Source organism: Stagnimonas sp. FW305-C-60, from assembly GCF_058782965.1.
The window spans coordinates 123,966-145,652 of sequence record NZ_JBYSYF010000001.1 but is presented as its reverse complement, the minus strand read 5'-3'; the positions used below and the strand labels follow the sequence as shown (position 1 = coordinate 145,652).

The window sequence follows — 21,687 nt, the reverse complement described above, 5'->3', positions numbered from 1 at the left end:
CCAGTTTGGAAAAATCAGTGATCCGGCTGGGGCTGCTGCCGCTCGCCGACGCAGCGCCACTGGTGATTGCCAAGTTGCGCGGCGCATTTCTCCGTCACGGCTTGCAGGTGGAGTTGCGGGTCGAGCGCTCCTGGTCGGCGATCCGCGACAAGGTAGCCGCCGGCCTGCTCGACGGTGGCCAGATGCTGGCGCCGATGCCAGTCGCGGCAACGCTGGGTCTGGATGGCTTGGCGGTGCCGATGGTCACGGCAATGACCCTGAGCCTGAACGGCAATGCCATCACCGTATCCACCGCGCTGTACGAGCGCATGCGGGCGCTGATGCCGGATGCGACCGATGCCGAGAAGTGCGCCATCGCACTGGCGAGATTGCTGGAGGCCGATCGCAAGAGTGGCCGCCCGCCGCTGGTGTTTGCGCATGTGTTCCCGTTCTCGACGCATCACTACGAGTTGCGCACCTGGCTTTCGAGCGCGGGCATCAACCCCGATGAAGACGTGCGGCTGTGCGTGGTGCCGCCGGCGCAGATGGTGGCGGAGCTTGAAGCCGGTCGCGTCGACGGCATCTGCGTCGGCGGTCCCTGGGGTGAGGTGGCGGAACAAAAGGGTAGTGGTGTGGTGGTGGCCACCAAGTTCGAAATCTGGAACAACAGCCCAGAGAAGGTCCTGGGCGTCACCCGCGATTGGGCCGAGGCCAATCCAAACACCCACCGCGCCATGATCGCGGCGCTGATCGAAACCGCACGCTGGCTGGATGAGCCAGACAACCGCATCGAAGCCGCACGGCTGATGTCGCGCAATGGCTGGGTCGAGGCGCCGGCCAAGGCGGTGCAATCGGCGCTGAAGATGTCCACCGGCGGGATCGTGTTCCACCTTGGTGCAGCAACCTTCCCCTGGCGTTCGCACGCGGTCTGGTTTGCGGTGCAGATGCTGCGCTGGCGGCAGTGCTGGTTGGCGCCCAACCTGATGGAGGTTGCCCACGACGCCTATTGGTGCGAGACCTATCGCGAAGCGGCGGCGATGGTGAACGAGCCTTGTCCGCTGACCGATTTCAAGACCGAAGGCACTCGCAATGCGCAGTGGACCTTGCCCACCACCACCGGTTCGATGCTGAAGCTGGCACCCGATCTGATGCTGGGTGGAACCACGTTCGATGCCACGCAGGCGCTACGCTGGCTGAGAAGCCAGATGCTTGGCGTGCCGAAAGTGGACGATGCAATTTTGGAATTGGCGAACAGCTTGTCGCCATGATGGTTGTTGGTATTGGCATGCAGCTTGCTTTAATTGTTTTGTAATTTTTTTCTAGCAGTGCACATAGAGAACCGGCCAACGATGCCTGGTTCTGCGGACACAGACGTCCACGTTGCTGGCAGCCAACTGCCAGGCAACGTGGGCGTTTTTTTTGGCCTTTTTTCGGCGCGATGCTGTGGAGCATCCGGGCTATTTGTTCACAACCAGGGATTTTCAATGAAACGTAACGAATGGAAAAAACCATCTCTCTCTTCGCTCGTCGTATTGGCCGGCGTACTCGCACTGGCCAGCACCACAGCCCAGGCCGGCTTGTACGACAACGGCAAGGTGCTGGCGACCAGCGGCGTGAGCATGACCGACGGCGCTGCCGGTGGCGGCATCACCCCCTGGGCGGTGATTGCCGGCTATGAAACCAATCAGGGCATCAACGGTTCGATGCACTACACCTACACCTACCTGCCCAACTACACCTTGAGCTCGCTGGGTGCGGCGATCGGTTTCTATGATCGCTTCGAACTCTCCTACGCCTACGACATCCTGCCTACCGGCAGCACCTTCGACACGGTCGGCCTGCTGACCAATACCCTGTCTACGGCAGGGGTGGTCCCCGATACCGGCATTGATCCTTTCAATACCGCAATCCGCATGGATATCTTCGGTGCCAAGCTGCGTTTGTTCGGCGAGTCGATCTACGACTCCGACAGCCTGATTCCGCAGGTTTCGCTGGGCGGTTTCTACAAGGTCAACCACAACAAGGCGCTGCTCAACACCTTGCTGGCCAACAAGGCCAAGGACTACGAGGCCTACCTGGTTGCCACCAAGATCTTCTTCCCGCTCGATCTGTTGGTGAACGTCACCGTGCGCTACACCTCTGCCAACCAGACCGGCCTCACCGGCTTTGGCGGGCCGACCGAGAACAAGAAGGAGTTCCGGCCGGAAGTGTCCCTGGCCTACCTGTTGGCCAAGAACACCGCCATCGGTGCCGAGTGGGCCAAGCACGGCAACAACGTGTCGGGTCGCGGTGTGAAGCTGGGCGGCATCGACACCACCCAGGTTGGCGCCATCAGCGACGCGCTCGATGACGTCCTCGGCGGCGTCGGCTTGCCCAATCCGGTGGCCGGCTTACTGAGCTCCTCCAACGGCACGCTCACCCAGCACGAGAGCGATTGGTACGACGTGTTCTTCGCGTACTTCCCCAACAAGAACATCTCGTTTGTCTTCGCCTACGCCAATCTCGGAAACATCACGCTGACCCCCAACCAGACGGGCGCCTATTTCTCCGTGCAGGCCAACTTCTAGTGCATCCGCACCACGCCGACGCATCGGGTAACAACGCCCCCAATCCAGGAGTAGTTTCATGAAATTTATTCGTAACACCTTCATCGCCGCCGCGGCCATGTTGTGCGCGGCTACTCTGCCGGCCTTCGCCAAGGGCTCCGAGACCCCCGAGGGCAAGGTGCAGGCCACCTATCCGGCGATCTCGGCCGACACCTACGAGAAGTTTGGCGGCAAGGTCGGTGTCGATAACTGGGTGGTCGCCTTGTTCAGGAACATCATGAACGACAACCGCATCAACTACATCTTCGCCGCGCACGGCAAGGTCGATCGCCAGATCCGGCTCAACCAGGAACTGGTGGCGGTGATGCTCGGTGCGCCAGGCGTGGAGTACCACGGTGCCAGCATGAGCGCGGCGCACGGCGAAATGGGCATCACGCTGACCCAGTTCAACGCGGTGGTGGAAGACGCCTATCTCGCTTGCGACGACGCTCGTACCCCGTACCACATCTGCAATCAGTTGATTGCCGCACTGGCTCCGTTCAAGCGATCCATCGTCACCAAGTAGTCCGAAATTTTGTCTGACGGTGGTGTCGGGGGCCGCCCAAGCCCCCGACACCTAGTCATTACGACTTACCAATTCCATGGCAATGAAAATCCCCCCCACACTAAGTCCGCCACTCTTGCCTGCTGATGCGGCTGCTCAGGTCATCTCCAGCCGCCGTGCGGTCTTGAGGGGCGCGCTGTCGCTGATGCTGGGCGCTGCCCTGCCGCGCTTCGCCCGCGCCAGCGTCGACGACGGCAATGGTTTGTGGACGGTATTCCAGACCCCCGATGCCTTTCTGGCTGAAGCCTTTGGCGCCGCACCGCCACCCAAGCTGATGGTGCTCGATGCTGCCACCCAGGCGCGCGTCGCCGCCGTATTCGGCCGCGCCTACCCGCAGACCCAGATCCGCTACTGGCGGGCCAATGGCCGCAGCGCGTGGATACTGGACGACCTCGGCAAGGCGGGCTACCAGCTCACCACGTCCGGCTTCGTGGTCAAGGACCAGGCCATCGATTTCGCCCGCGTGCTGATCTACCGCGAGTCGCGCGGCGAGCAGGTGGGCGAGCCCTCATTCCTCAAGAAGCTCGCGGGCGCGAAGCTGGCCGGCGCCAAGATCGACCGTTCGGTCGACAATATTTCCGGCGCCACGCTGTCGGTGAAGATGATGGAGCGGATGGCCGCCGCCGCACTCGTGCTCGATGCGATGGCGCCGACATGACCGCCGCTGTGAAACCGCCTGCCACGCCGCCGGCGAGCAAGCCCAAGGCCCCCAAGAAGACACTGACCGCCCAGCTGCGCAACTGGCATCAGAAGGTGGGGCTGGGCTCCGCCGCGTTCGTGGTCTGGCTCGCCATCAGTGGCACGCTCCTGAGCCGGAGCAACGAGCTGGGCTTCGACACGCAGCGCCTGCAATGGCCCTGGCTCACCTCGATGTACGGCCTGCACGCGGAGTCGCCGCGCATGGGCTTCACCGCCGCGGACAACTGGGTGGCCTCCACCAAGGAAGCCACGCTGCTCAATGCGCAAGAACTTTCTCCGAGAGTGCAGGCGCCGCTGGGTCTGGTGGCCGGCGGCGACGACAAGTCACCGCTGCTGTTCATCGCAACCAGTGACAGCCTGGTCCTGGTAAAGCCCGATGGCTCGCGGGTGGACGAGCTGCGATCGCCGGTGCTGCCGGTTTCGTCGCTGCGCCGTATCGGCAGGACCGAGGCGGGCGGCATTGCCGTGCAGGACTACGACGCCTACGAGAGCCTGGACAGCGGCACCACCTGGACGCCCATCGTTGCGGCGAAAGTGCAATGGTCGGAGCCTAGGCCGCTGCCGGCGGCCGAGCGCGAAAAGATCGCCAGCTTCGCCAAGCCCAGCGTTCTTCTTGAGCAGGTGCTGATCGATCTGCACACCGGGCGTCTGTTTGGCGCATTGGGCTCCTGGCTGATCACCATCATCGGTTTCATGGCGCTATGGCTCGCGGTCAGCGGCTTCTGGACCTGGTGGCGCATCAACGCCAGTCGCAAGCGACAGGGACGTTGACCCGCTCAACAGGCCATGCTTTTCCGCCGCTTGCTGGCGCCCAGGGCGTATCGCCGTCGCTTCATGGCGATGGGGACCAGCATCACCGTCACGCTCAATGCCGGGCGAAGCAGCCTGGCCGACATCGCCATCGGAGAAGTGCGGCAGCAGCTCATAGCCTTCGGACGTGATGCCTGGGCTTGGGGGCCAGGGGCGCTGGCCGACTTCAACCGGCGGCTGAGCGCCGGCGAGCGGGCGACGATTCCTCCGCCGCTGCTGCCCTTGTTCCGCCGGGCCTGGTCGATACACCAGGCCACGCAGGGGCGCTTTGAGCCGCGGCTGGCGGCGCTGGTGCGGCTATGGGGATTTGACGACCCCGCCCGCGTTCGGACAGCGCCGCCGGATGCCGGGGAGATCGCCCGCTTGCTGGCCGCGATCCAACGTGCGCCGGCCTACGACGGGGGTGAGCACTATGGCCCGGCGCCGGGCCTGGGTTGGGACTTTGGCGCCATCGGCAAGGGCTATATCGTCGACCTGATTCTGGATCGCCTCGTCGGCCTGGGATTCAAGCAGGTGAGCGTGGATGCCGGCGGCCATGTCGGCGTCCGTGGCCTGAACGGTGATCGCCCCTGGCGAATCGGTATTCGTGATCCGCGCGCCGTGGATGAAGGCGCGTTACCCCTGGTCAGTCTCAATGCCCGCGACGAGGCGGTAGTGACCCATGCCGACGACCAGCGCTATTTCGAGCATGGCGGCCGCCGCTATGCGCATCTGCTCGACGCAAATAGCGGCTGGCCGGTGCACGGCCTGCAATCCCTGACGGTGGTGCACCGCGACGGTTGTCTCGCGGACGCCGCCGGCGCCGCGTTGTTCGTGGCCGGCCCCTCGGGCTGGCAGGCGCTGGCGCGGGAACTGGGCATCAGCCGCGTGCTGGCGGTGCTGGCCGATGGCAGCGTGCAGGTCAGCCACGAGATGGAGAAGAAGCTGCGGACCCGCCCCGGCCTCCGCCTGCAGCGGCTGGGTCCGCTTTAAGGACGCCGGCAGCCAGCAGGAAACAGCCGCAAGGCGCGGCTCATTGGCGGAGGCTCAGCCCTTGCGCGCCAGCGCGCGCCAGCCGATGTCACTGCGGTGGAACTCGCCGCGCCAGGAAATCTTCGCCACCGCCGCATAGGCCGCCGCCTGCGCGGCGCGGATGTCGGCACCACGGCCGACCACGCAGAGCACGCGGCCGCCGGTGCTCACCACCGCGCCATCCTTCTCGCTGGTGCCGGCATGGAAGACCTTGGCGTGGGCGCCGAAGTCGGCATCCAGGCCCAGGATCGCATCGCCCTTGGCGATGGGGCCGGGGTAGCCCTCGGCGGCCATCACCACGCCCAGGGTGGCGTCGGCCGCCCACACCGGCGGATGCTCACTCAGGCGGTTGTCGATGGAGGCTTCCAGCAGTTCCAGCAGGTCGGAGTCCAGACGCATCAGGATCGGCTGGGTTTCCGGATCGCCCATGCGCACATTGAATTCGATCACGTAGGGCGCGCCGGACTGGTCGATCATCAGGCCGGCGTAGAGAAAGCCGCTGAACGGCGTGCGCTCGGCAGCCATGCCGGCCAGGGTCGGCTCGATCACCTCGCGGCAGGCGCGGGCATGCACCTCGGGCGTCACCACCGGCGCCGGCGAATAGGCGCCCATGCCGCCGGTGTTGGGGCCGGTGTCGCCATCGCCGACCCGCTTGTGGTCCTGCGCCGAGGCCATCACCGCGTACTCGCCGTTCTTGCCGGCGACGACGATGAAGCTGGCCTCCTCGCCTTCGAGGAAGTCCTCGATCACCACCCGCGCGCCGGCCTTGCCGAGCATCTCGCCGCTGAGCATGTCGCGGATCGCGGTCTCGGCCTCGGCCAGCGTCATCGCTACCACCACGCCCTTGCCGGCGGCGAGGCCGTCGGCCTTGATGACGATGGGGGCGCCGCGCTCGCGCACATAGGCGCAGGCGGCGTCGGCCTCGGTAAACACCCGGTACTGGGCGGTGGGGATGCGGTGGCGCTCCAGAAAGCCCTTGGTGAAGGCCTTGCTGGCCTCCAACTGCGCCGCCGCCTTGCTAGGGCCGAAGATGCGCCGGCCGGCCGCCTCGAAGGCATCGACCACACCCAGCGACAGCGGCAGTTCCGGACCGACCACGGTGAAGCCCACGCCCTCGTCGGCCGCCAGCCGGAGCAGACCGGCGATGTCGTCGGCCGCCACCGGCACGTTGCGGCAACCGGCCTCGCGGGCGGTGCCGGCATTGCCCGGCGCCACCAGCACCTCGCTCACTTTCGGGGAGGCGGCGAGCTTGTAGGCGAGCGCGTGTTCGCGGCCGCCGGAGCCGATGACCAGGACTTTCATGGGAATCGTTGGGCTTCAACAGGAAGGAAGGCCGGCTATTTTACGGGCATCGTCCGGGCCGGCCGCCGGCCACAAAAAAGCCCGCCTTGCGGGCGGGCTTCTTGCGAGCGGCAACAGCGCGGGTCTTAGCCCTTGTAGGCCTTGATGCCGGCCTCGATCTCGCCGCGGGCGCCGGCGGCATCGCGCCAGCCGGTGATCTTCACCCACTTGCCCTTCTCCAGCGCCTTGTAGGAGCTGTAGAAGTGGTGGATCTCGTTCTTGACGCGCTCCGGCACGTCGGCGAGGTCCTGCAGATGCGGGTAGGCGCCGTTGCTGACCTTGTCCACCGGCACCGCCAGCAGCTTGGCGTCGGTGCCCTTCTCGTCCTCGGTGTCGAGCACGGCGACCGCGCGGCACTTGATCACCGAACCCGCCACCACCGGATGCGGAGTGATCACCAGCACGTCGACCGGATCGCCGTCGCCGGCCAGGGTCTTGGGGATGTAGCCGTAGTTGGCCGGGTAGCTCATCGCCACGTTCATGAAACGGTCGACCATCAACAGGCCGGTTTCCTTGTCCACCTCGTACTTCACCGGCGGGCCGTAGGCGGGGATTTCGATGACGACGTAAAACTCGTTCGGCGCTTTTTCGCCGGGGCCAAGGGCTTCAAATCCCATTGCAGTGTTCTCTCTTTAGTGGGTGGAGCAGCAGGTTCGGGGCCGGGATTATACGAAAGGAGCTGTCCGCGTTCGTTGACGCTCTCTGCCGCCGGACGGTACTGTTACAGGCCAGACGGATCGGCAATTCACGCCGCCAGCCGCTGGCCCCCATTCGAGAAGGCTTGAGAGATCATGAGAATCGTTCTGCTAGGCGCGCCCGGCTCCGGTAAAGGCACGCAAGGCGAAAAGCTGGTTGCGCACCTGGGCATCCCGAAGATTTCCACCGGTGACGCCCTGCGCGCCGCGGTGGCCGCCGGCACTGAGTTGGGCAAGAAGGCCAAGGCGACCATGGACGCCGGCCAGCTGGTTGCCAACGAGATCGTGATCGGCATCGTCGAGGAGCGTCTGGCCCAGCCCGATGCCCAGAAGGGCTTCATCCTCGACGGCTTTCCGCGCAATACCGCGCAGGCCGAGGTGCTGGAAGGCATCTTGAAGCGCCTGGGCAAGGACGGCATCAGCAAGGCCGTGCACCTGCACGTCGACGACGAGGAGATCGTCAAGCGCCTGCTGCTGCGCGCCGAGAAGGAAGGCCGCGCCGACGACAAGGAAGACGTGATCCGCCACCGCATCGGCGTCTACAACGCCGAGACCAAGCCGCTGCTCGATTTCTACGGCAAGCAGGGCAAGCTGGTGACGGTGGAAGGCGTGGGCTCGCTGGAAGACATCTTCAGCCGCATTCTCGGCGTGCTCTAGACCTCTCCCTGCCGCGTCGGTGGAAAAAAGCCCGCTGGTTGCGGGCTTTTTTTGTGGGCCGTGGACCAGCAGCAGCCTCTAAAGGCCGTGCGACTCCAGCCAGCCGACCGGGTCGCTGGATTCGCCGGAGGCGGATACCCGTTCCTCCAGGCCAAAATCCTCGCGCTGGGCGTCGAGCGCGCCGCTCAGGTCTTCCGGCGGGGCGCAGGGGCGGGCTTCCAGCTCGGCCCAGCTGTCAAAGTCGTATTCGTCGAGCGCGCCGTCGTAGTACTGCACCAGCACGATCTCGGCCTTGGTATCGACCCCGACGATCTCAAAGCGCTGCCCGGCCGACTCATACCAGTCGCCAACGGACACCTCGCGCAACCATTCGGCCATCTGTTGCTCCTTGCGATCGCGCTTAGGAGACGACCGCAAAACCCTTGTACGCCGGGGTATCAGGAGCGGCAACCGCCTTTCGTCATGTGACCAGCGGTGCGGCTGCCGCAGGCTCGGCCAGGGCTTGCAGCAGGCTTTCGCCTACCACCGCGCGCCGCCAGCCGCTCAGTACCCGCACCGGCGCCGACGCGCCCTGGAACAGCAGCGCCTCCAGTTCGGCGCGCGGTGCCAGCAGGCCTGGCGGCAGCTGCAGGGTTTCGGCGGCCTTGCGGCAGGCGTCCTGCAGACGCTGCAGGCGGCGCTTCTGCTCGGGCGCCAGGCGTTCGTCCTGCGCCAGTACCGGCACCGGCTCGGGCAGGGGCTCGGCCAGCAGCGCGAGCAGGCGGCTGCCGTGGCGCTCCAGAGTTTTGGGCGGCAGCACTTTCAGCGCCGCCATCGCCTCCAGGCTGCTCGGCCGGCGTTCGGCCAGGCGGTACAGGGCTTCGTCGTCGAGTATCCAGCCGCGCGGCCGGTTGCGCTGCTGTGCCTCGGCCTCGCGCCAGCCGGCCAGGCGCGCCGCCAGCTGCTGACCGATCGGGGCCAGGCGGGCGAGGCCGCGCAGACGCTTCCAGGCGTCCTCGGGGCGGGTCTCGTAGGTGGCCGGGTCTTCCATGCGGCGGGCGTCTTCCAGCAGCCAGGGCTCGCGGCCGGCGGCGACCAGCGCCTCGTGCAAGGGCGGGTAGAGCGTCGCCAGATGGGTGACATCGGCGGCGGCGTAGTCGATCTCCGGCTGGCTCAGCGGCCGCCGCGACCAGTCGGTGCGCGTCAGGCTCTTGTCGATGACGATGCCCAGTCGCTTTTCCACCAGTGCCGCGTAGCCTAGCTGATCGCCCAGACCCAGCAGCGAGGCCGCCAACTGGGTGTCGTAGACCGGCGCCGGGCAGCGGCCGGTGAGCTGGCTGAAGATCTCCAGATCCTGCGAGGCGGCATGGAACACCTTGACCGTCGCGGGATCGTTGAGCCGCTCGAACAGCGGGCCCAAGTCGGCGATGGCGATGGCGTCGATCACCCAGGCGTCCTCACCGTCGCCGATCTGCACCAGGCAGAGCTTGGGGCGGTAGGTGTCGATGCGCAGGAATTCGGTATCGACGGTCAGCCAGGCGCGGCCCTGCCAGCGGGCGATGGCGGCGGCGAGGCCGGCGGGGGTGTCGATCCAGTGGGTATGGCTCATGGTCTTGCTGTCGTGCGTAGGCCGATACGGTAGCATCGCGCCACCCAATTACCGGCTTTTGATCGATGTTTGCCCACGCCCTCCGCGTGACGCTGGCCCTGCTGCTGTTCCGTGGCGGGCCGCAGGATTTTCCCTATTCCATCCCCTTGAGCCGGGCCTGTGCGGCCATGGCGGTGGCCAGCAGTCTGCTGCTGATGGCGCCGCTGGTGCCCCTGCCGCTGGCCCTGGCCGCCGCGCTCGGTGGCGCCGGCGGTCTCGCCTTCTTCACCCGCAGCCTGCTGCGCGCGCGCGGCATGGAAAACCGCCTGGCCCAGGCCCTGGGCGCCCAGTACCTGGCCGGCAGCCTGTTCGCGCTGGCGATGTGGCCGCCGTTCCAGGCGATGGCGCCCTCGTTCCTGGCGCTGATGCAGGACCCGGACGCGATGGCCAAGCTCAGCCAGGGCACGCCGCCGGCGGTGGAGGCCCCGGCCTGGGCCGCCCTGCTGTCCGACCTGCTGTTCTTCTGGAGCATCGCGGTGAGCGTGCGCATCAACCGTCTGGCCGCCGACCTGTCGATGACCGCCAGCGTGCTGCTGACCCTGGTCGGCCTGTTCGTGATGCTCAGTTTCGTGGTGTTCGCCCAGCTGCTGGCGATGCCGCTGCTGGCGATCTTCGGCGCCCTGCCGGCGACCGTGCCCACCGCCACGCCTCCGGTCTAACAGCCCATGCACCTGCACATCCTCGGCATCTGCGGCACCTTCATGGGCGGCATCGCTGCCATTGCCCGCGAGGCGGGCCATCAGGTCAGCGGCAGCGATGCCAATGCCTGGCCGCCGATGTCCACCCAGCTGGAGCAGCTCGGCATCGCCCTGCAGTCCGGTTACGCCGCCGAGCATCTGCAGCCGGCACCGGACGTGGTGGTGGTCGGCAATGTGGTGACCCGCGGCGCGAAGTTCCCGGCCATGGAATACGCGCTCAACCAGGGCCTGCCCTATGTCTCCGGCCCGCAGTGGCTGGCCGAGAACGTGCTGCGTGGCCGCCACGTGCTGGCGGTGGCCGGCACCCATGGCAAGACCACCACCACCTCGATGCTGGCCTGGATTCTCGACTACGCGGGTTTGAAGCCGGGTTTCCTGATCGGCGGTGTGCCGGCCAACTTCGGCATCTCGGCGCGGCTGGGCGATTCGAAGTACTTCGTGATCGAGGCCGACGAGTACGACACCGCGTTCTTCGACAAGCGCAGCAAGTTCGTCCACTACCGGCCGCGCACCGCGATCCTCAACAACCTCGAGTACGACCACGCCGACATCTTCGAGAACCTCGCCGCCATCGAGAAGCAGTTCCACCACCTGATCCGCACCGTGCCCGGTGAAGGCCGCCTGGTGGTGAACGGCGGCGACGCGAACCTAGCGCGGGTGCTGGAGATGGGCTGCTGGAGCACGGTGCAGCGCTTCGGCACGCCGGACGGCTGGCAGGCCGAGCCGCGCCCAGCGATCGCGCCCGGCGCCTTCGAGGTCTATCGCGCCGGCGTCTCGCTGGGCGTGGCGACGCTGGCGATGCCCGGTGCCCACAACCGCGCCAATGCCCTGGCGGCGATCGCCGCCGCCGAACATGTCGGCGTCGATCCCAAGCTGGCGATGGCGGCACTGGCCAGTTTCAAGGGCATCAAGCGCCGGCTGGAAGTGTTCGGCGAGGCGCGTGGCGTCACCGTCTACGACGACTTCGCGCACCATCCCACCGCTATCGCGGTGACCCTCGCCGCCCTGCGCGAGCGGGCGCCGGGCGCGCGCATCCTGGCGGTGCTGGAGCCGCGCTCCAACACCATGCGGCTCGGCACCCACAAGGACGAGCTGGCGCACAGCCTGGAAGGCGCCGACCGCTGTCACGTCTACGCGCCGCCTAGCCTGAAGTGGGACGCCGCCGCCGCGCTGGCGCCGGTCGGCTCGCGGCTGGCGGTGCACGCCGATCTCGCCGCCCTGGTCGCCGCCGTTGTCGCCGAGGCGCGGCCTGGCGACCAGGTGCTGGTGATGAGCAATGGCGATTTCGGTGGCGTCCACGGCCGCCTGCTGAGCGCACTGGGCCAGGGCAGCTAGGCCCGGCTCCGGGCGGCGGCTGTCGTTCCGCCGCCGCCCGCCTCCCTCCGGCGACGGCGGGTCTGAAAATTTTTCGTGAATTTCCTGCATCCGCAGGGCGAATACCGGGCGTATCCCTCGGGCGTGTGTTGCTGCGCGCTAGCGGTCGATAGGGTGCTGCAAACCGGGTCCATCCTGTGTTGACGGCACTCGCCAGGTCACCCCACTGACGAGGAAAATTCATGAACTTCAAGATCCTGCCGTTCCCCCTGGCCGCCATGGCGCTGGTCGCCGGCCTGGCCGCCTGCAGCAATGACGACAGCACCGCGCTGGCGCCGGTGGCTGCCGACACCTATGTGCTGACCAGCGGCAACCAGCTGCTCGGCTTCGCCGCCGCCGACCCCAGCCGCCAGAACCGCGTGACGCTGCAGGTTCCGGCCGGCGAAACCCTGCTTGGCGGTGACTTCCGCCCCGCCGACGGCCTGCTCTACGTGCTGACCAAGGCCGGCACGGCGGGCAAGCTCTACACCGTCGACACCGGCACCGGCGCGCTCACCGCCGCCACCGCCGCCAGCCTGAGCAATGCCTCCGGCGGCGCCACCATCGAACTGAGCGGCGTCAAGTTCGGCGTCGATTTCAACCCGGTTGCCGACCGCCTGCGCGTGGTCTCCGACACCGGCCAGAACCTGCGCATCAACGTCACTGCCGCCGCCAGCAACACCATCGTCGACGGCGCGATCTCCGGCGGCCTCGCCGAGGCGGCCTACACCAACAGCTTTACGACCGCCTGCCAGACCGATCTCTACTATCTGAGCGGCAGCCAGTTGTTCCTGTCCGCCGCCCCCAACGGCCTGGCGACCAATGCCGCGACGCCGCGCGCGGTCGGCAGCCTGGGTGTCGCCGCCGATGCCGACAGCGGCTTTGACGTGCGCACCAGCGCCAGTGGCAACAGCCTGGTCGCCGCCCTAAAGGTCGGCGGTGCCTACGGCTACTACGAGATCGATCCCGCGACCGGCGCCGCCACCAGCCGTGGCAGCCTCGCGGTGCCGACCGGTAGCACCGTGGTCGGCCTGGTCGCCAAGCTGCCGGCCACCGGTGCCACCCCCGCGCTCCAGCCCGGCAACACCCTGGCGGTGCTCGGCGGCGCCGCGCCCAGCCTGGTCAGCTTCAACCGCGCGCCCAGCGGCTCGCCGGCCAAGGCCTGCAGCTCGGTGGCGATCACCGGCATCGGCGCCGGCGAGATCATCGTCGGCGGCGACACCCGCCCGGCCAACGGCCAGCTCTACCTGCTGACCCAGACCGGCAGCACCGGCAAGCTCTACAGCCTGGCCAGCAGCGGCACTGCCACCGTGGTCGCCACCCTCACCGCCGACGCCGCCGATACCACCGCCGCCTACGCCGGCCTCGAAGGCAGCAACTTCGGCGTCGACTTCAATCCGGTGCCGGACCGCCTGCGCGTGGTCTCCGACAGCGGCCAGAACCTGCGCATCAATGTCGACACCGGCGCCACCACTACCGACACCGGCCTGACCACCGCTGGCGGTGTCGATGGCCGCACTGGCGTTAGCGCCGCGGCCTACACCAACAGCCTGGCGGGCGGTAACGCCGCCTCGCTGGCCACCACGCTGTACGCGCTCGACAGCAGCAGCGACGCCCTGGTGCGCGTCGGCAACGATCCCGCCAACGGCCTCGCTGGCGATCCGGGCAACCCCAACAGCGGCGTGGTCGTGCCGGTGGCGGCGCTGACCAGCGGCGGCGCGGCCTTCGACCTCGCCGCCAGCAATGCCTTCGAGATCGTCGGCAGCACCGGCGGCGCCCTGGTCACCTCTGGCAGCACGCTCTACAGCCTGAGCCTGACCGACGGCGTGCTGAGTTCGGCGGGCAGCTTCGGCGCGCCGGTGCTGGCGCTGTCGGCCAGCGGCGCACAGACCGCGACGGTGTATGGCGTCACCACCGGCAACAAGCTGGTCAGCTTCGCACCCTCGGCGCCGGGCACGGTGGTCGCTATCGGCACCATCGGCGTACCGGCCGGCGAGACCGTGCTGGGCATCGACTTCCGTCCCAGCGTCGGCCCGCGCAACAACGAGCTGTGGGCGCTGACCAGCGCCGGCAAGCTCTACACGGTGAACACCAGCACGGCGGCGGCGACCGCGGTCTCCAGCCTGACGGCGACGGGCCTGACGTTCGCTGGCACCGGTGAACACGGCGTGGACTTCAACCCGCTGCCGGACCGCCTGCGGGTGGTGAACGCCGGCCAGCAGAACCTGCGGATCAACCCGGAAACCGGCGCGACCACGGTCGACGGCAACCTGAGCACCGCCAACGTGTTCGGCGCCGGCTACAGCAACAGCTTCGGCAGCGCCGCCGCCACCAAGCTGTACTACCTGGCCGAGGGCGGCAGCACCGATACCTTGCAGACCACCACCGCCCCCAACGACGGCGCGCTGACCACGGTCGGCGCCGGCCTGGGTGTGGACGTGAGTGCCATCGGTGATCTCGACCTCGCCGGTGGCCACAACGGTTTCGCCCTCGCGGCCCTGCAGCCGACCGCCGGCGGCGTCTCCGGCCTGTACCGGCTGAGCCTGAGCGCCGGCACCGCGACCCGCATTGGCGACATCACCACCGCCGGCGACGAAGCCATCCGTGGCATCGCAATCCAATTGAAGTGAGGTGAGCGTTGTACTTCGGGCCGGCTCTGCCGGCCCTTTTTTGTGGCGGATTGCGGCATGCATGCGGCCTGCCTTTGCGAGCCCCCCATGTCGCTACCCGCCGCCACCGAACTTGAAGCCTGGGCCGTCCGCGCCCTGGAAGCCGCCGGCCGGGCCGGCGCCACGCAGGCGGAAGTGAGTGTTTCCACCAGCCGCGCGCTCACCGTCAACGTGCGCATGCGCGAACTGGAGTCGGTGGAGTTCCAGCGCGACCGCGATCTCAATCTGACCGTCTACTTCGGCCACCGCATGGGCGCGGCCAGCACCGCCGATCTTTCCGACGCCGGCTTGCGCGACAGCGTGCAGGCAGCCTGCGACATTGCCCGCGCCGCTGGCGAGGATCCCTGCCTGGGTCTGGCCGACGCCGCGCTGATGGCCGATCCCGCAAGCCTGCCGGAGCTCGATCTCCACCGGCCCCGGCGCCGGCGTCGACAGCCGCGAGGGCGTGGGCGTCTACGCCAATACCCATGGGTTCATCGGCCACCGCCGCTCCAGCGATCACTCGGTCTCCTGCGGCGTGATCGCCCGCGCCGGCGAGGACATGCAGACCGGCCATCACTACAGCAGCGCTCGTGCGCCCGGTGACCTCTGGAGCCCGGAAGTGATCGGCGCCGAAGCCGGCCGCCCTGCCGCCGCCCGCAAGCTCGGCCAAGTCAGCATCGGCAAGGCCAGCGACGCCTACACCGTGCTGGCGCCCCCCGGCCCGCTGGGCTTCGAGGCGCTGTTCAAGGGGATGGGCACCGGGCTTCTGGTCACCGGCCTGATGGGGCAGGGCGTCAACGCCGTTGCCGGCGATTGTTCGCGGCGCCCAGGGCACGCATCCTGGCGGCGCATGCCGATCTGGCCGCGCTGGTCGCGGCGATCGCCGCCGAGGCGCGGTCTGGCGATCGGGTTCTGATGATGAGCAAGGCCGATTTCCGGCGATCCGGGTCGCCTCCAACTACGCCGCATTTCTCCCAAAAAAAAGGCCAGGCTGTTTGGGCCTGGCCGAATTCGCTCACACTCAAGGGGAGGGAAGAAGAGTGAGCGCTTGGAGCTGTTGCTCTCAGAAGGCGTACTTGATCGCGGCCTCGATGTTGTCGCGATCCCGGAGCAGGTTCTGCTGCCCCGCACCCATGTAGAGCGTGTAGCCAATTTCGCCGGAAAGCCCGGACAAATACGTAAAGCCCAGACTGGCGGTCAGCTGGCGCCGACCAGCGACAAAGTTGCCGACCGGAGTCGGACTGATGCCGTGCAGGTCGTGGTCCCAGCGCAGGGTGGGCTTCAGCGCGATGGGGCCGATGGCGTTGTTGTAGTCGAAGCGCATCAGTAGCTTGTAGCCATAGCTGGTCGCGGTGGCATAGCCGCTCACCTGCTGCGGCACGCCCTGGCTGGCGGCAGTGGCGGCGTCGCCCGGCGTGTAAGTGCCCGGCCCGTCGTAGCGCAGCACGCTTTGAGCCTCCATGTCATGCACATGGCTGACCGCCATTTCCAGCACGGCGATGGTCTGGTCGCTCTTGAGCAGGTTGGAGGGGCCGAACAAGCGAGTCAGGCCGACGTCCACCTGGCTCACGTCCTTGCGGCGCCAGCCGCGCAGGTATTGGCCGCCCAGGGTCGCGCCGGCCACCGGATTGAGCTGGCTGGGCGCGCCCAGGCCGGCCAGCAGCAGCTCGACGTCGTCGATCTGCAGAGGCTGGCCCTGCTTGTAGCTGTACTCACCCTGGATCGACAGATCCCAGGGAATGGTGGTGTTGAACGACAGGCCGTAGAGCTTGATGTCCTTCGGGTATTCGCTGAAATAGCTCGCCGTGGTGGCGGGCGTGAGCCCGGCGCCGGCGCGCGAGGTGCCGGAGTACAGCGGCAGCCGCGAGTGGTAGTTGGCACCGTAGAAGGCCAGTTCCATGTCGTTGAGCGCGGCGATGTTGAAGCGCAGCGCTGCGCCGTACTGGCCCTGGTTCTCCGGAGTGACGTCGGCGGCGCGCGGCACATAGCTGCCTACCGGCACGCACTGATTGCCCGGGAACGGTGGGGCGCTGCAAGGCGTGCCCGCCACGGTGTTCTCGTCGGCGCGGCCGAAGCCGAGATTGGCGGCGGTGCCGCCGATGCCGGCGAAGTCATTGGTCGACAGATAGGTGCCGGAGGCGTCGATGATGGTCCGCTCCCAGCGCAGCTGGTAGAAGGCCTCCAGATTGACGTTGTCGGCGACGCTCATCGAGGCCCAGACCTGGTTGGTCGGGATGATCACCTCGTCCAGCTCGAAGCCCGGTACCCGCAGGCGGTTGGCGTCAAACGCCAGCAGGCTGTTCAGGCCGTGCAGCACCAGGGTGCTCTCGCCCCAGTTCACCACCTGGCGACCGACGCGCAGGGACAGCGAACGGTTGGCGATCTGCTGGGTGGTGTAGGCGTAGAGATCCAGCAGTTCGGCGTAGCGGCCGACGTGGGCGGCGACATCACTTTCCTTCCGCTCACGGTCGGCCTGGGTATAGCCGCGGGTGGTGCGGCTGTCGTCGTAGTCGGCCGGATCGAAGCGGTCGCCATAGGCCAGGGTCGGGTTCCAGCCGAAGTTGCCGCGGGTGAACAGGCCGTAGTCGCCATAGGTGAGCGAGAGGTCGGAGGTGAGCTTGATGCCGCTCGACACCACGTCACCATCGTCGGCCGCGAGGTTGCCGTCGTCGCCGTTGGTGGAATAGGCCTTGCCGCCGTTGGCGATGCCGATCAGATTGGGGTCGCGCTGCTCGGCGCGCCACTGGCTGTAGACGGTGACCTTGCTGTCGAGCTGGGCGTGGACGCCCTGCCAGTCGTAGTCGAGCGCCTGGCTGTTGCGGCTGGCCATCAGCGCCAAGGCCACGGCAGTGAGCGTGAAGGCATGGCGCAGGGCTTGCCGCCGACGCGCCGTGAGCTGGTTGTGCTTGTGCATGATCTGATCTCCTCGATTCATTAATCGGCGCTGCAGTTGCCGCCGGTGGGCAGGCAGGTGCCGTTGCTCTTCAGGAAGTTGGCGGTCTGCCGCTGCATTTCCTGGGTGGTGGCGGCGTTGATGTCAGACCCGCTGGGATCAAGGATGGAACCGTGGTTGCCGGTGGTGAACAGCGTCGCCACCGCCAGCTTGGCGCCGGTCTTGAGCGTGGTGCTGGTCAGCGGCGGGGTCAGCGGGCCGACCACATCCAGGCCCAGGGTGGCGATCAGCGGATCGGTGCCGGACAGGTAGCCGGTGATGGTCACCAGGTCGTTGCTGGCGCTGGCGGCGCCGGCATTGGCGGCATTGGGCACCACGGTGTCGCCCAGCACCTCGATCAAGTGCAGTGGATGATTGGCCTTGGCGCTGGCGGCGAAGTTGAGCGGATCGGCCGAGTCCACCAGCATCTGCGCGAAACGCAGGAAGGTCTCGTAGGTATCGGTCCCTTCCACCACGCCGCTCGCTGCCAGTCCGGCGGAGATGCGTGGGCCGAAGGCCTTGGAGGCATCAAGCAGCTTGGCGATGCCACCACCGGGCATCGCCAGGGTGGCGGCGCCCACCGAGGTATCCACGCCCAGGAAACTGCCACCGACGATGCCGCCCAGCGAGTGGCCGACGAAGCGCAGTTGGCTGCCGTCGATGTCCGGCGTGCCGTCGTGATCGAGGTCCAGATTGACCACTGACTTCGTCAGCGTCAGCAGGTCCGAGCTCGCCTGCCGCAGGTTGTCGCGGCTGGTGATCAGGCTGCTGAGGTTGATGAAGTGCGTGCCGCTGCTGTCGGTGACGCCGTCGGGGCCTGCCGCACCGCTGGTGTTGCTGACCAGGTCGAGATCAAACGTGCGCTCCCCGGTCATCAGCCCGGCCGCCGGCGAGCCGGCGAACAGCTGGTTGCGGTAGAAGGGGCTGCTCGATGCCAGGCCGTGCAGCGGCAGGTCGATGGCGACGGTGACGAAGCCGGCGGCGGCGAGCGCCGGTGCGATGGCCAGCATCTGGGTGCGATTGCCGGTAATGCCGTGCTGGAAAATCACCACCGGCCAGCCGCCTTCCGGCTTGCTCTGGCCGCTGTTGGCATTGGGTACCGCCACCAGCAGGGGCAGGGTTTCGTCGCTCTTCTTGACCGGCAGCGGATAGCAGACGGTGGTCGAGACGCTGGGGGTGGCGGTCTGACCGTCGGGCAGGGTGGCACCGCTGGCGAAGGCGCCACAGGGCACCTGGCCGAGGAAGCTCGCCGCGAGATCAGGCTTGGTCGGGTCGGCGGCCCAGTAGCCGGTCAACGGTGCGGTGGACTGCGCGCTACCGCCACTGTTGGGCAGGTAGTAAGGCACCGCGACGATGCCGGCGTAGATGTCGGCCACCGGCGGGGCGCCGATCGCCGAGGTGTTCTGCCCGGTATTCTGCACGGCGATGGTGCTGGCGGTCGCCGCAGCGGCCAGCGCCTTCAGGGTTTTTTCGGTGGACTGGGTGGTGAAGCTCCAGGCCAGCACGATCTGATCTTCGGGGACGCCGGCGAGCTGGCCGAAGGCGGCGACCACCGGGCGGATCAGCTGGCTGCGCAGCTGCTCCAGGCCGGCTTTCTGTGCGCTGCTATAGCTGGCAAGGATGGGTTCGGTCTGCTGCGAGACCGGCGTGCCCGAGCGGGCGACCCGGAACTGCGGGCTGGCGAACACGCCCTTGCCCTGGGTGGTCTTGACGCCGTTCTTGAGCGCCACCAGGTAGCGGGTCGAGGGCGCCAGCGGCCGCAGCGGTTCGATCAGTACGCGCGAGCGCTGGGAGCTGATCGGCAGGCCGGTACCGTCCTTCGCGGGCGAGGGCTGGATGGTGAAATCCACGCCGGCCTGCAGCAGCTGGCCGGTGGCGCTGTTGACGATCAACAGGTTCTGGCTCACCGAGGCAAAGTCGACGAAGCCGAGGATGTCCAGAAACAGCGAGGCGGTGGTCGAGAAACCGTCCTGCAGGTTCGCCGCGGTCACGAACGGCGCGTTGGAGCCGTTGGGGATGTTCAGCGTCGGGTCCTTGAAGCCGGAGAAGAAGCCGTCGAAGGGAAACGGCACGGTGGCGCTATCGGTGGACTTGATCGGGATCGGGTCGAACAGCACCATCGAGTCGAAGGTCTGCGGCGTATCGCCGGAATCGCCGGAAAGCTGGTTCTGGTTGCCATTGCCGCCGCCGCAGGCGCTCAATAGCGCCAGGGCCAGCGCGTACCCCGCGCATCGCGCAAACCTTGTCACTCGCATGGAAATCTCCTTTCGCACCGGTCCAGCCGGCCTTGTTATGGCGCGCCCACCGCGAAGACGGCGGCGAGCACTGCACTTTTAGGAGTCTCGGGATTGTGCGGATGCACAACCAGCGGGCCTTGAACCGCTGGCACGCACCAAAATGTACCGCTGGTCAGTTGGTCGGTGACCTGTGCGTCAGCTTTAGGACCGGCGGCGGCCTGAGGCAGATCGGCGGTAGAACGAAGGCTAGTGGCCGGCGGTGGCGATCAGCGCCTGCACACGCTCGACCCAGGCCCCTGGCCGGGCAATCAGGCGCAGCGGCAGGCGCCGGCGGATCACGTCTTCCAGCTGCCGCGCGCCCTCTTCGCGTACCGCCAGAACTACCTCGGCCTCGATGAACGGCGCATCCGGTAGCAGCCGCGCCGACCAGGCGGGCTGCTCTTCCAACAGCGCCAGCACGCGCGCCACCCGGGTGCCGTGGCGCAGGCTTAGGGAGCGGGCAATGTCTTCCGCCAGGCCACGCTCGCGCAGCGCCGACATCGCCTCGGCCTGCCAGCCGGTGAAATCGCCGAGCAGGGCGGAATGCCTGGCCGAGTCCTCGTGCAGGCCGCCCGGTGCGCCAGGCAGCGGGTAGCGGTGGGTCAGGCTTTCCCGGTGCGGGCGCCCGAGCATGGTCAGTACGTGGTCGACGATTTCCGCCGCGTCGCAGCGGCCGGTGGTGTACTTGCCGCCGATCGGCCAGATCAAGCCCGGACGCGGCTGGCTGACCAGGAACTCGCGGGTCTGCGCCGACAGGCTTTCGGCTTCTTCCGCCTGCAGGGTGCGGGCGCCGGCGAAGGCGCCGAGCACGTCGTCCTCGCTCCAGCCCAGGCCGGGCAGCAGGGCGTTCACCGCATCCAGCAGATAACGGGTCTCGGCTTCGGTCACCTGCGCCTGTGCCGGATCGGCGATGGCCGATTCGGTGGTGCCGACCAGGGTGCGCCCCTGCCAGGGAATCACGAAGAACACCCGGCCGTCCTGCGGCGCGGTGAGCAGGAAGGCGTCCTCCAGGCCGGCGATCGCCGGCAGCACCAGATGAATGCCCTTGACCAGCTTCACCTTCGGCGCGTCGGCGCCCAGGGCGGCGGTACTGAGCGCGGCCGCCCAGGGTCCGGCGGCGTTCACGGTGACCCCGGCTTCCAGATCGAAACGCTCGCCGTTGTCGCCATCGACCAGGCGGGCGCCGCGGATGCGCCCGTCCTGCTCCAGCAGCGCCTCGGCGGCGACGCCGTTGGCGCAGACCGCGCCAGCGGCCTGTGCAGCGGCCACCACCACCATGGTCATGCGCGCATCGTCTTCCTGGCAGTCGCCATAGCGCAGGCCGCCCTTCAGATCCTCGGCGGCCAGGTAGGGATGGTCGGCGAGCATCTGCGCGCGGCCGAAGGACTTGTAGCGCGGCACCGGCTGTTTGCCGGTGGCGAGAAAGTCGTAGAGCGTCAGCCCGGCCAGCAGCTGCAGACGGCCGACCCGCGAATGCGCCCAGACCGGCACCCGGAAGTTGAGTGGTCGCACCAGATGCGGTGCGATTTCCGACAGCACCCGCCGCTCGGCCAGCGCGTGGCGCACCAGCTTGAATTCGTAGTGCTCCAGGTAGCGCAGACCACCGTGGATCAGCTTCGAGGACGACTGCGAGGTGCCGCAGCCCCAGTCGTTTTTCTCCACCAGTGCCACTCTGAGCCCGCGCAGCGCCGCGTCGTAGGCGGTCCAGGCGCCGTAGATGCCGCCGCCGATCACCAGGAGGTCGAAACGGCCGGACTTCAGGTCGGCGAGATTGCGGACCAGCGGAAAGGCAGCGGGCATGGTGTCGG

The 21,687-nt window shown here is 67.6% G+C and carries 18 protein-coding genes and 1 pseudogene; 12 read left to right on the top strand and 7 right to left on the bottom strand.

Translation table 11 applies throughout. The annotated features are described in order from the left end of the window. Window positions 1–17: 17 nt before the first annotated feature. The 6 genes from AC3WT6_RS00695 (at window position 18) to AC3WT6_RS00670 (ending at window position 5,610) form a co-directional block, all read left to right on the top strand. Window positions 18–1,247, top strand: coding sequence for a CmpA/NrtA family ABC transporter substrate-binding protein (locus AC3WT6_RS00695; RefSeq protein WP_492651623.1), 1,230 nt, complete (start codon window positions 18–20; stop codon window positions 1,245–1,247). A gap of 264 nt (window positions 1,248–1,511) precedes the next feature. Next, on the top strand, window positions 1,512–2,546 hold the full coding sequence (locus AC3WT6_RS00690) for a DUF3034 family protein (RefSeq protein ID WP_492651622.1): 1,035 nt from the start codon (window positions 1,512–1,514) through the stop codon (window positions 2,544–2,546). A gap of 58 nt (window positions 2,547–2,604) precedes the next feature. Then, window positions 2,605–3,090 (top strand): group I truncated hemoglobin, encoded by a 486-nt coding sequence (locus AC3WT6_RS00685; protein WP_492651621.1) that lies wholly within the window; start codon window positions 2,605–2,607, stop codon window positions 3,088–3,090. A 115-nt stretch (window positions 3,091–3,205) separates the two neighbouring features. Beyond that, window positions 3,206–3,787, top strand: a complete 582-nt coding sequence (locus AC3WT6_RS00680; RefSeq protein ID WP_492651620.1) for an FMN-binding protein — start codon at window positions 3,206–3,208, stop codon at window positions 3,785–3,787. After that, the gene (locus AC3WT6_RS00675) at window positions 3,784–4,599 is read left to right on the top strand and encodes a PepSY-associated TM helix domain-containing protein (protein ID WP_492651619.1); all 816 of its coding nucleotides are present in this window, start codon (window positions 3,784–3,786) and stop codon (window positions 4,597–4,599) included. The genes AC3WT6_RS00680 and AC3WT6_RS00675 overlap by 4 nt, the downstream gene beginning before the upstream one ends. A 15-nt stretch (window positions 4,600–4,614) precedes the next feature. Beyond that, window positions 4,615–5,610, top strand: a complete 996-nt coding sequence (locus tag AC3WT6_RS00670; protein WP_492651618.1) for an FAD:protein FMN transferase — start codon at window positions 4,615–4,617, stop codon at window positions 5,608–5,610. Window positions 5,611–5,664: 54 nt separating this feature from the next. Here the strand turns inward: AC3WT6_RS00670 and purD are convergent, their stop codons facing one another. Further along, on the bottom strand, window positions 5,665–6,951 hold the full coding sequence (purD, locus tag AC3WT6_RS00665; protein ID WP_492651617.1) for a phosphoribosylamine--glycine ligase: 1,287 nt from the start codon (window positions 6,949–6,951) through the stop codon (window positions 5,665–5,667). Window positions 6,952–7,076: 125 nt separating this feature from the next. Then, the gene (gene ppa, locus AC3WT6_RS00660) at window positions 7,077–7,607 is read right to left on the bottom strand and encodes an inorganic diphosphatase (RefSeq protein WP_492651616.1); all 531 of its coding nucleotides are present in this window, start codon (window positions 7,605–7,607) and stop codon (window positions 7,077–7,079) included. A gap of 174 nt (window positions 7,608–7,781) precedes the next feature. Between ppa and AC3WT6_RS00655 the strand changes: the two genes are divergently transcribed. Next, window positions 7,782–8,342 (top strand): adenylate kinase, encoded by a 561-nt coding sequence (locus tag AC3WT6_RS00655; protein ID WP_492651615.1) that lies wholly within the window; start codon window positions 7,782–7,784, stop codon window positions 8,340–8,342. Between the two features lie 78 nt (window positions 8,343–8,420). On the opposite strand, the gene AC3WT6_RS00650 is transcribed toward AC3WT6_RS00655, so the two are convergent. Next, the gene (locus AC3WT6_RS00650) at window positions 8,421–8,720 is read right to left on the bottom strand and encodes a DUF6763 family protein (protein WP_492651614.1); all 300 of its coding nucleotides are present in this window, start codon (window positions 8,718–8,720) and stop codon (window positions 8,421–8,423) included. Window positions 8,721–8,802: 82 nt separating this feature from the next. Continuing rightward, a complete protein-coding gene (gene rnd / locus AC3WT6_RS00645) occupies window positions 8,803–9,930 on the bottom strand; it encodes a ribonuclease D (RefSeq protein WP_492651613.1) in 1,128 nt (375 codons plus the stop codon). A 65-nt stretch (window positions 9,931–9,995) separates the two neighbouring features. On the opposite strand from rnd, the gene AC3WT6_RS00640 reads away from it, so the two are divergent. The 5 genes and pseudogenes from AC3WT6_RS00640 to AC3WT6_RS00620 all read left to right on the top strand — a co-directional run bounded on the left by AC3WT6_RS00640 (window position 9,996) and on the right by AC3WT6_RS00620 (window position 15,587). Beyond that, the gene (locus AC3WT6_RS00640) at window positions 9,996–10,628 is read left to right on the top strand and encodes a hypothetical protein (protein ID WP_492651612.1); all 633 of its coding nucleotides are present in this window, start codon (window positions 9,996–9,998) and stop codon (window positions 10,626–10,628) included. A gap of 6 nt (window positions 10,629–10,634) precedes the next feature. Then, entirely contained in the window at window positions 10,635–12,002 is a 1,368-nt protein-coding gene (mpl, locus tag AC3WT6_RS00635; RefSeq protein WP_492651611.1) for a UDP-N-acetylmuramate:L-alanyl-gamma-D-glutamyl-meso-diaminopimelate ligase, read from the top strand. 221 nt (window positions 12,003–12,223) lie between these two features. Then, on the top strand, window positions 12,224–14,650 hold the full coding sequence (locus tag AC3WT6_RS00630; RefSeq protein ID WP_492651610.1) for a DUF4394 domain-containing protein: 2,427 nt from the start codon (window positions 12,224–12,226) through the stop codon (window positions 14,648–14,650). Between the two features lie 57 nt (window positions 14,651–14,707). After that, window positions 14,708–14,953 (top strand): annotated as a pseudogene (locus AC3WT6_RS00625) (PmbA/TldA family metallopeptidase); the annotation flags it as partial. A 115-nt stretch (window positions 14,954–15,068) separates the two neighbouring features. After that, window positions 15,069–15,587, top strand: a complete 519-nt coding sequence (locus AC3WT6_RS00620) for a metallopeptidase TldD-related protein (RefSeq protein ID WP_492652832.1) — start codon at window positions 15,069–15,071, stop codon at window positions 15,585–15,587. A gap of 147 nt (window positions 15,588–15,734) precedes the next feature. Here the strand turns inward: AC3WT6_RS00620 and AC3WT6_RS00615 are convergent, their stop codons facing one another. From AC3WT6_RS00615 to AC3WT6_RS00605, 3 genes are all read right to left on the bottom strand, one after another. Further along, window positions 15,735–17,585, bottom strand: a complete 1,851-nt coding sequence (locus tag AC3WT6_RS00615) for a DUF1302 domain-containing protein (RefSeq protein ID WP_492651609.1) — start codon at window positions 17,583–17,585, stop codon at window positions 15,735–15,737. A 20-nt stretch (window positions 17,586–17,605) separates the two neighbouring features. Then, window positions 17,606–19,858 carry an alpha/beta hydrolase gene (locus AC3WT6_RS00610; protein ID WP_492651608.1) on the bottom strand — a complete coding sequence of 751 codons (2,253 nt, stop codon included), beginning with the start codon at window positions 19,856–19,858 and terminating at the stop codon, window positions 17,606–17,608. Between the two features lie 228 nt (window positions 19,859–20,086). Next, window positions 20,087–21,679, bottom strand: a complete 1,593-nt coding sequence (locus AC3WT6_RS00605; protein ID WP_492651607.1) for a glycerol-3-phosphate dehydrogenase/oxidase — start codon at window positions 21,677–21,679, stop codon at window positions 20,087–20,089. Window positions 21,680–21,687 lie beyond the last annotated feature (8 nt).

Coding starts and splice junctions, on each gene's coding strand:
- AC3WT6_RS00685 (WP_492651621.1), top strand. CDS start 2,605: ATGAAATTTATTCGTAACACCTTCATCGCCGCCGCGGCCATGTTGTGC.
- AC3WT6_RS00675 (WP_492651619.1), top strand. CDS start 3,784: ATGACCGCCGCTGTGAAACCGCCTGCCACGCCGCCGGCGAGCAAGCCC.
- AC3WT6_RS00670 (WP_492651618.1), top strand. CDS start 4,615: ATGCTTTTCCGCCGCTTGCTGGCGCCCAGGGCGTATCGCCGTCGCTTC.
- purD (WP_492651617.1), bottom strand. CDS start 6,951: ATGAAAGTCCTGGTCATCGGCTCCGGCGGCCGCGAACACGCGCTCGCC.
- ppa (WP_492651616.1), bottom strand. CDS start 7,607: ATGGGATTTGAAGCCCTTGGCCCCGGCGAAAAAGCGCCGAACGAGTTT.
- AC3WT6_RS00655 (WP_492651615.1), top strand. CDS start 7,782: ATGAGAATCGTTCTGCTAGGCGCGCCCGGCTCCGGTAAAGGCACGCAA.
- AC3WT6_RS00650 (WP_492651614.1), bottom strand. CDS start 8,720: ATGGCCGAATGGTTGCGCGAGGTGTCCGTTGGCGACTGGTATGAGTCG.
- rnd (WP_492651613.1), bottom strand. CDS start 9,930: ATGAGCCATACCCACTGGATCGACACCCCCGCCGGCCTCGCCGCCGCC.
- AC3WT6_RS00640 (WP_492651612.1), top strand. CDS start 9,996: ATGTTTGCCCACGCCCTCCGCGTGACGCTGGCCCTGCTGCTGTTCCGT.
- mpl (WP_492651611.1), top strand. CDS start 10,635: ATGCACCTGCACATCCTCGGCATCTGCGGCACCTTCATGGGCGGCATC.
- AC3WT6_RS00630 (WP_492651610.1), top strand. CDS start 12,224: ATGAACTTCAAGATCCTGCCGTTCCCCCTGGCCGCCATGGCGCTGGTC.
- AC3WT6_RS00615 (WP_492651609.1), bottom strand. CDS start 17,585: ATGCACAAGCACAACCAGCTCACGGCGCGTCGGCGGCAAGCCCTGCGC.
- AC3WT6_RS00610 (WP_492651608.1), bottom strand. CDS start 19,858: ATGCGAGTGACAAGGTTTGCGCGATGCGCGGGGTACGCGCTGGCCCTG.
- AC3WT6_RS00605 (WP_492651607.1), bottom strand. CDS start 21,679: ATGCCCGCTGCCTTTCCGCTGGTCCGCAATCTCGCCGACCTGAAGTCC.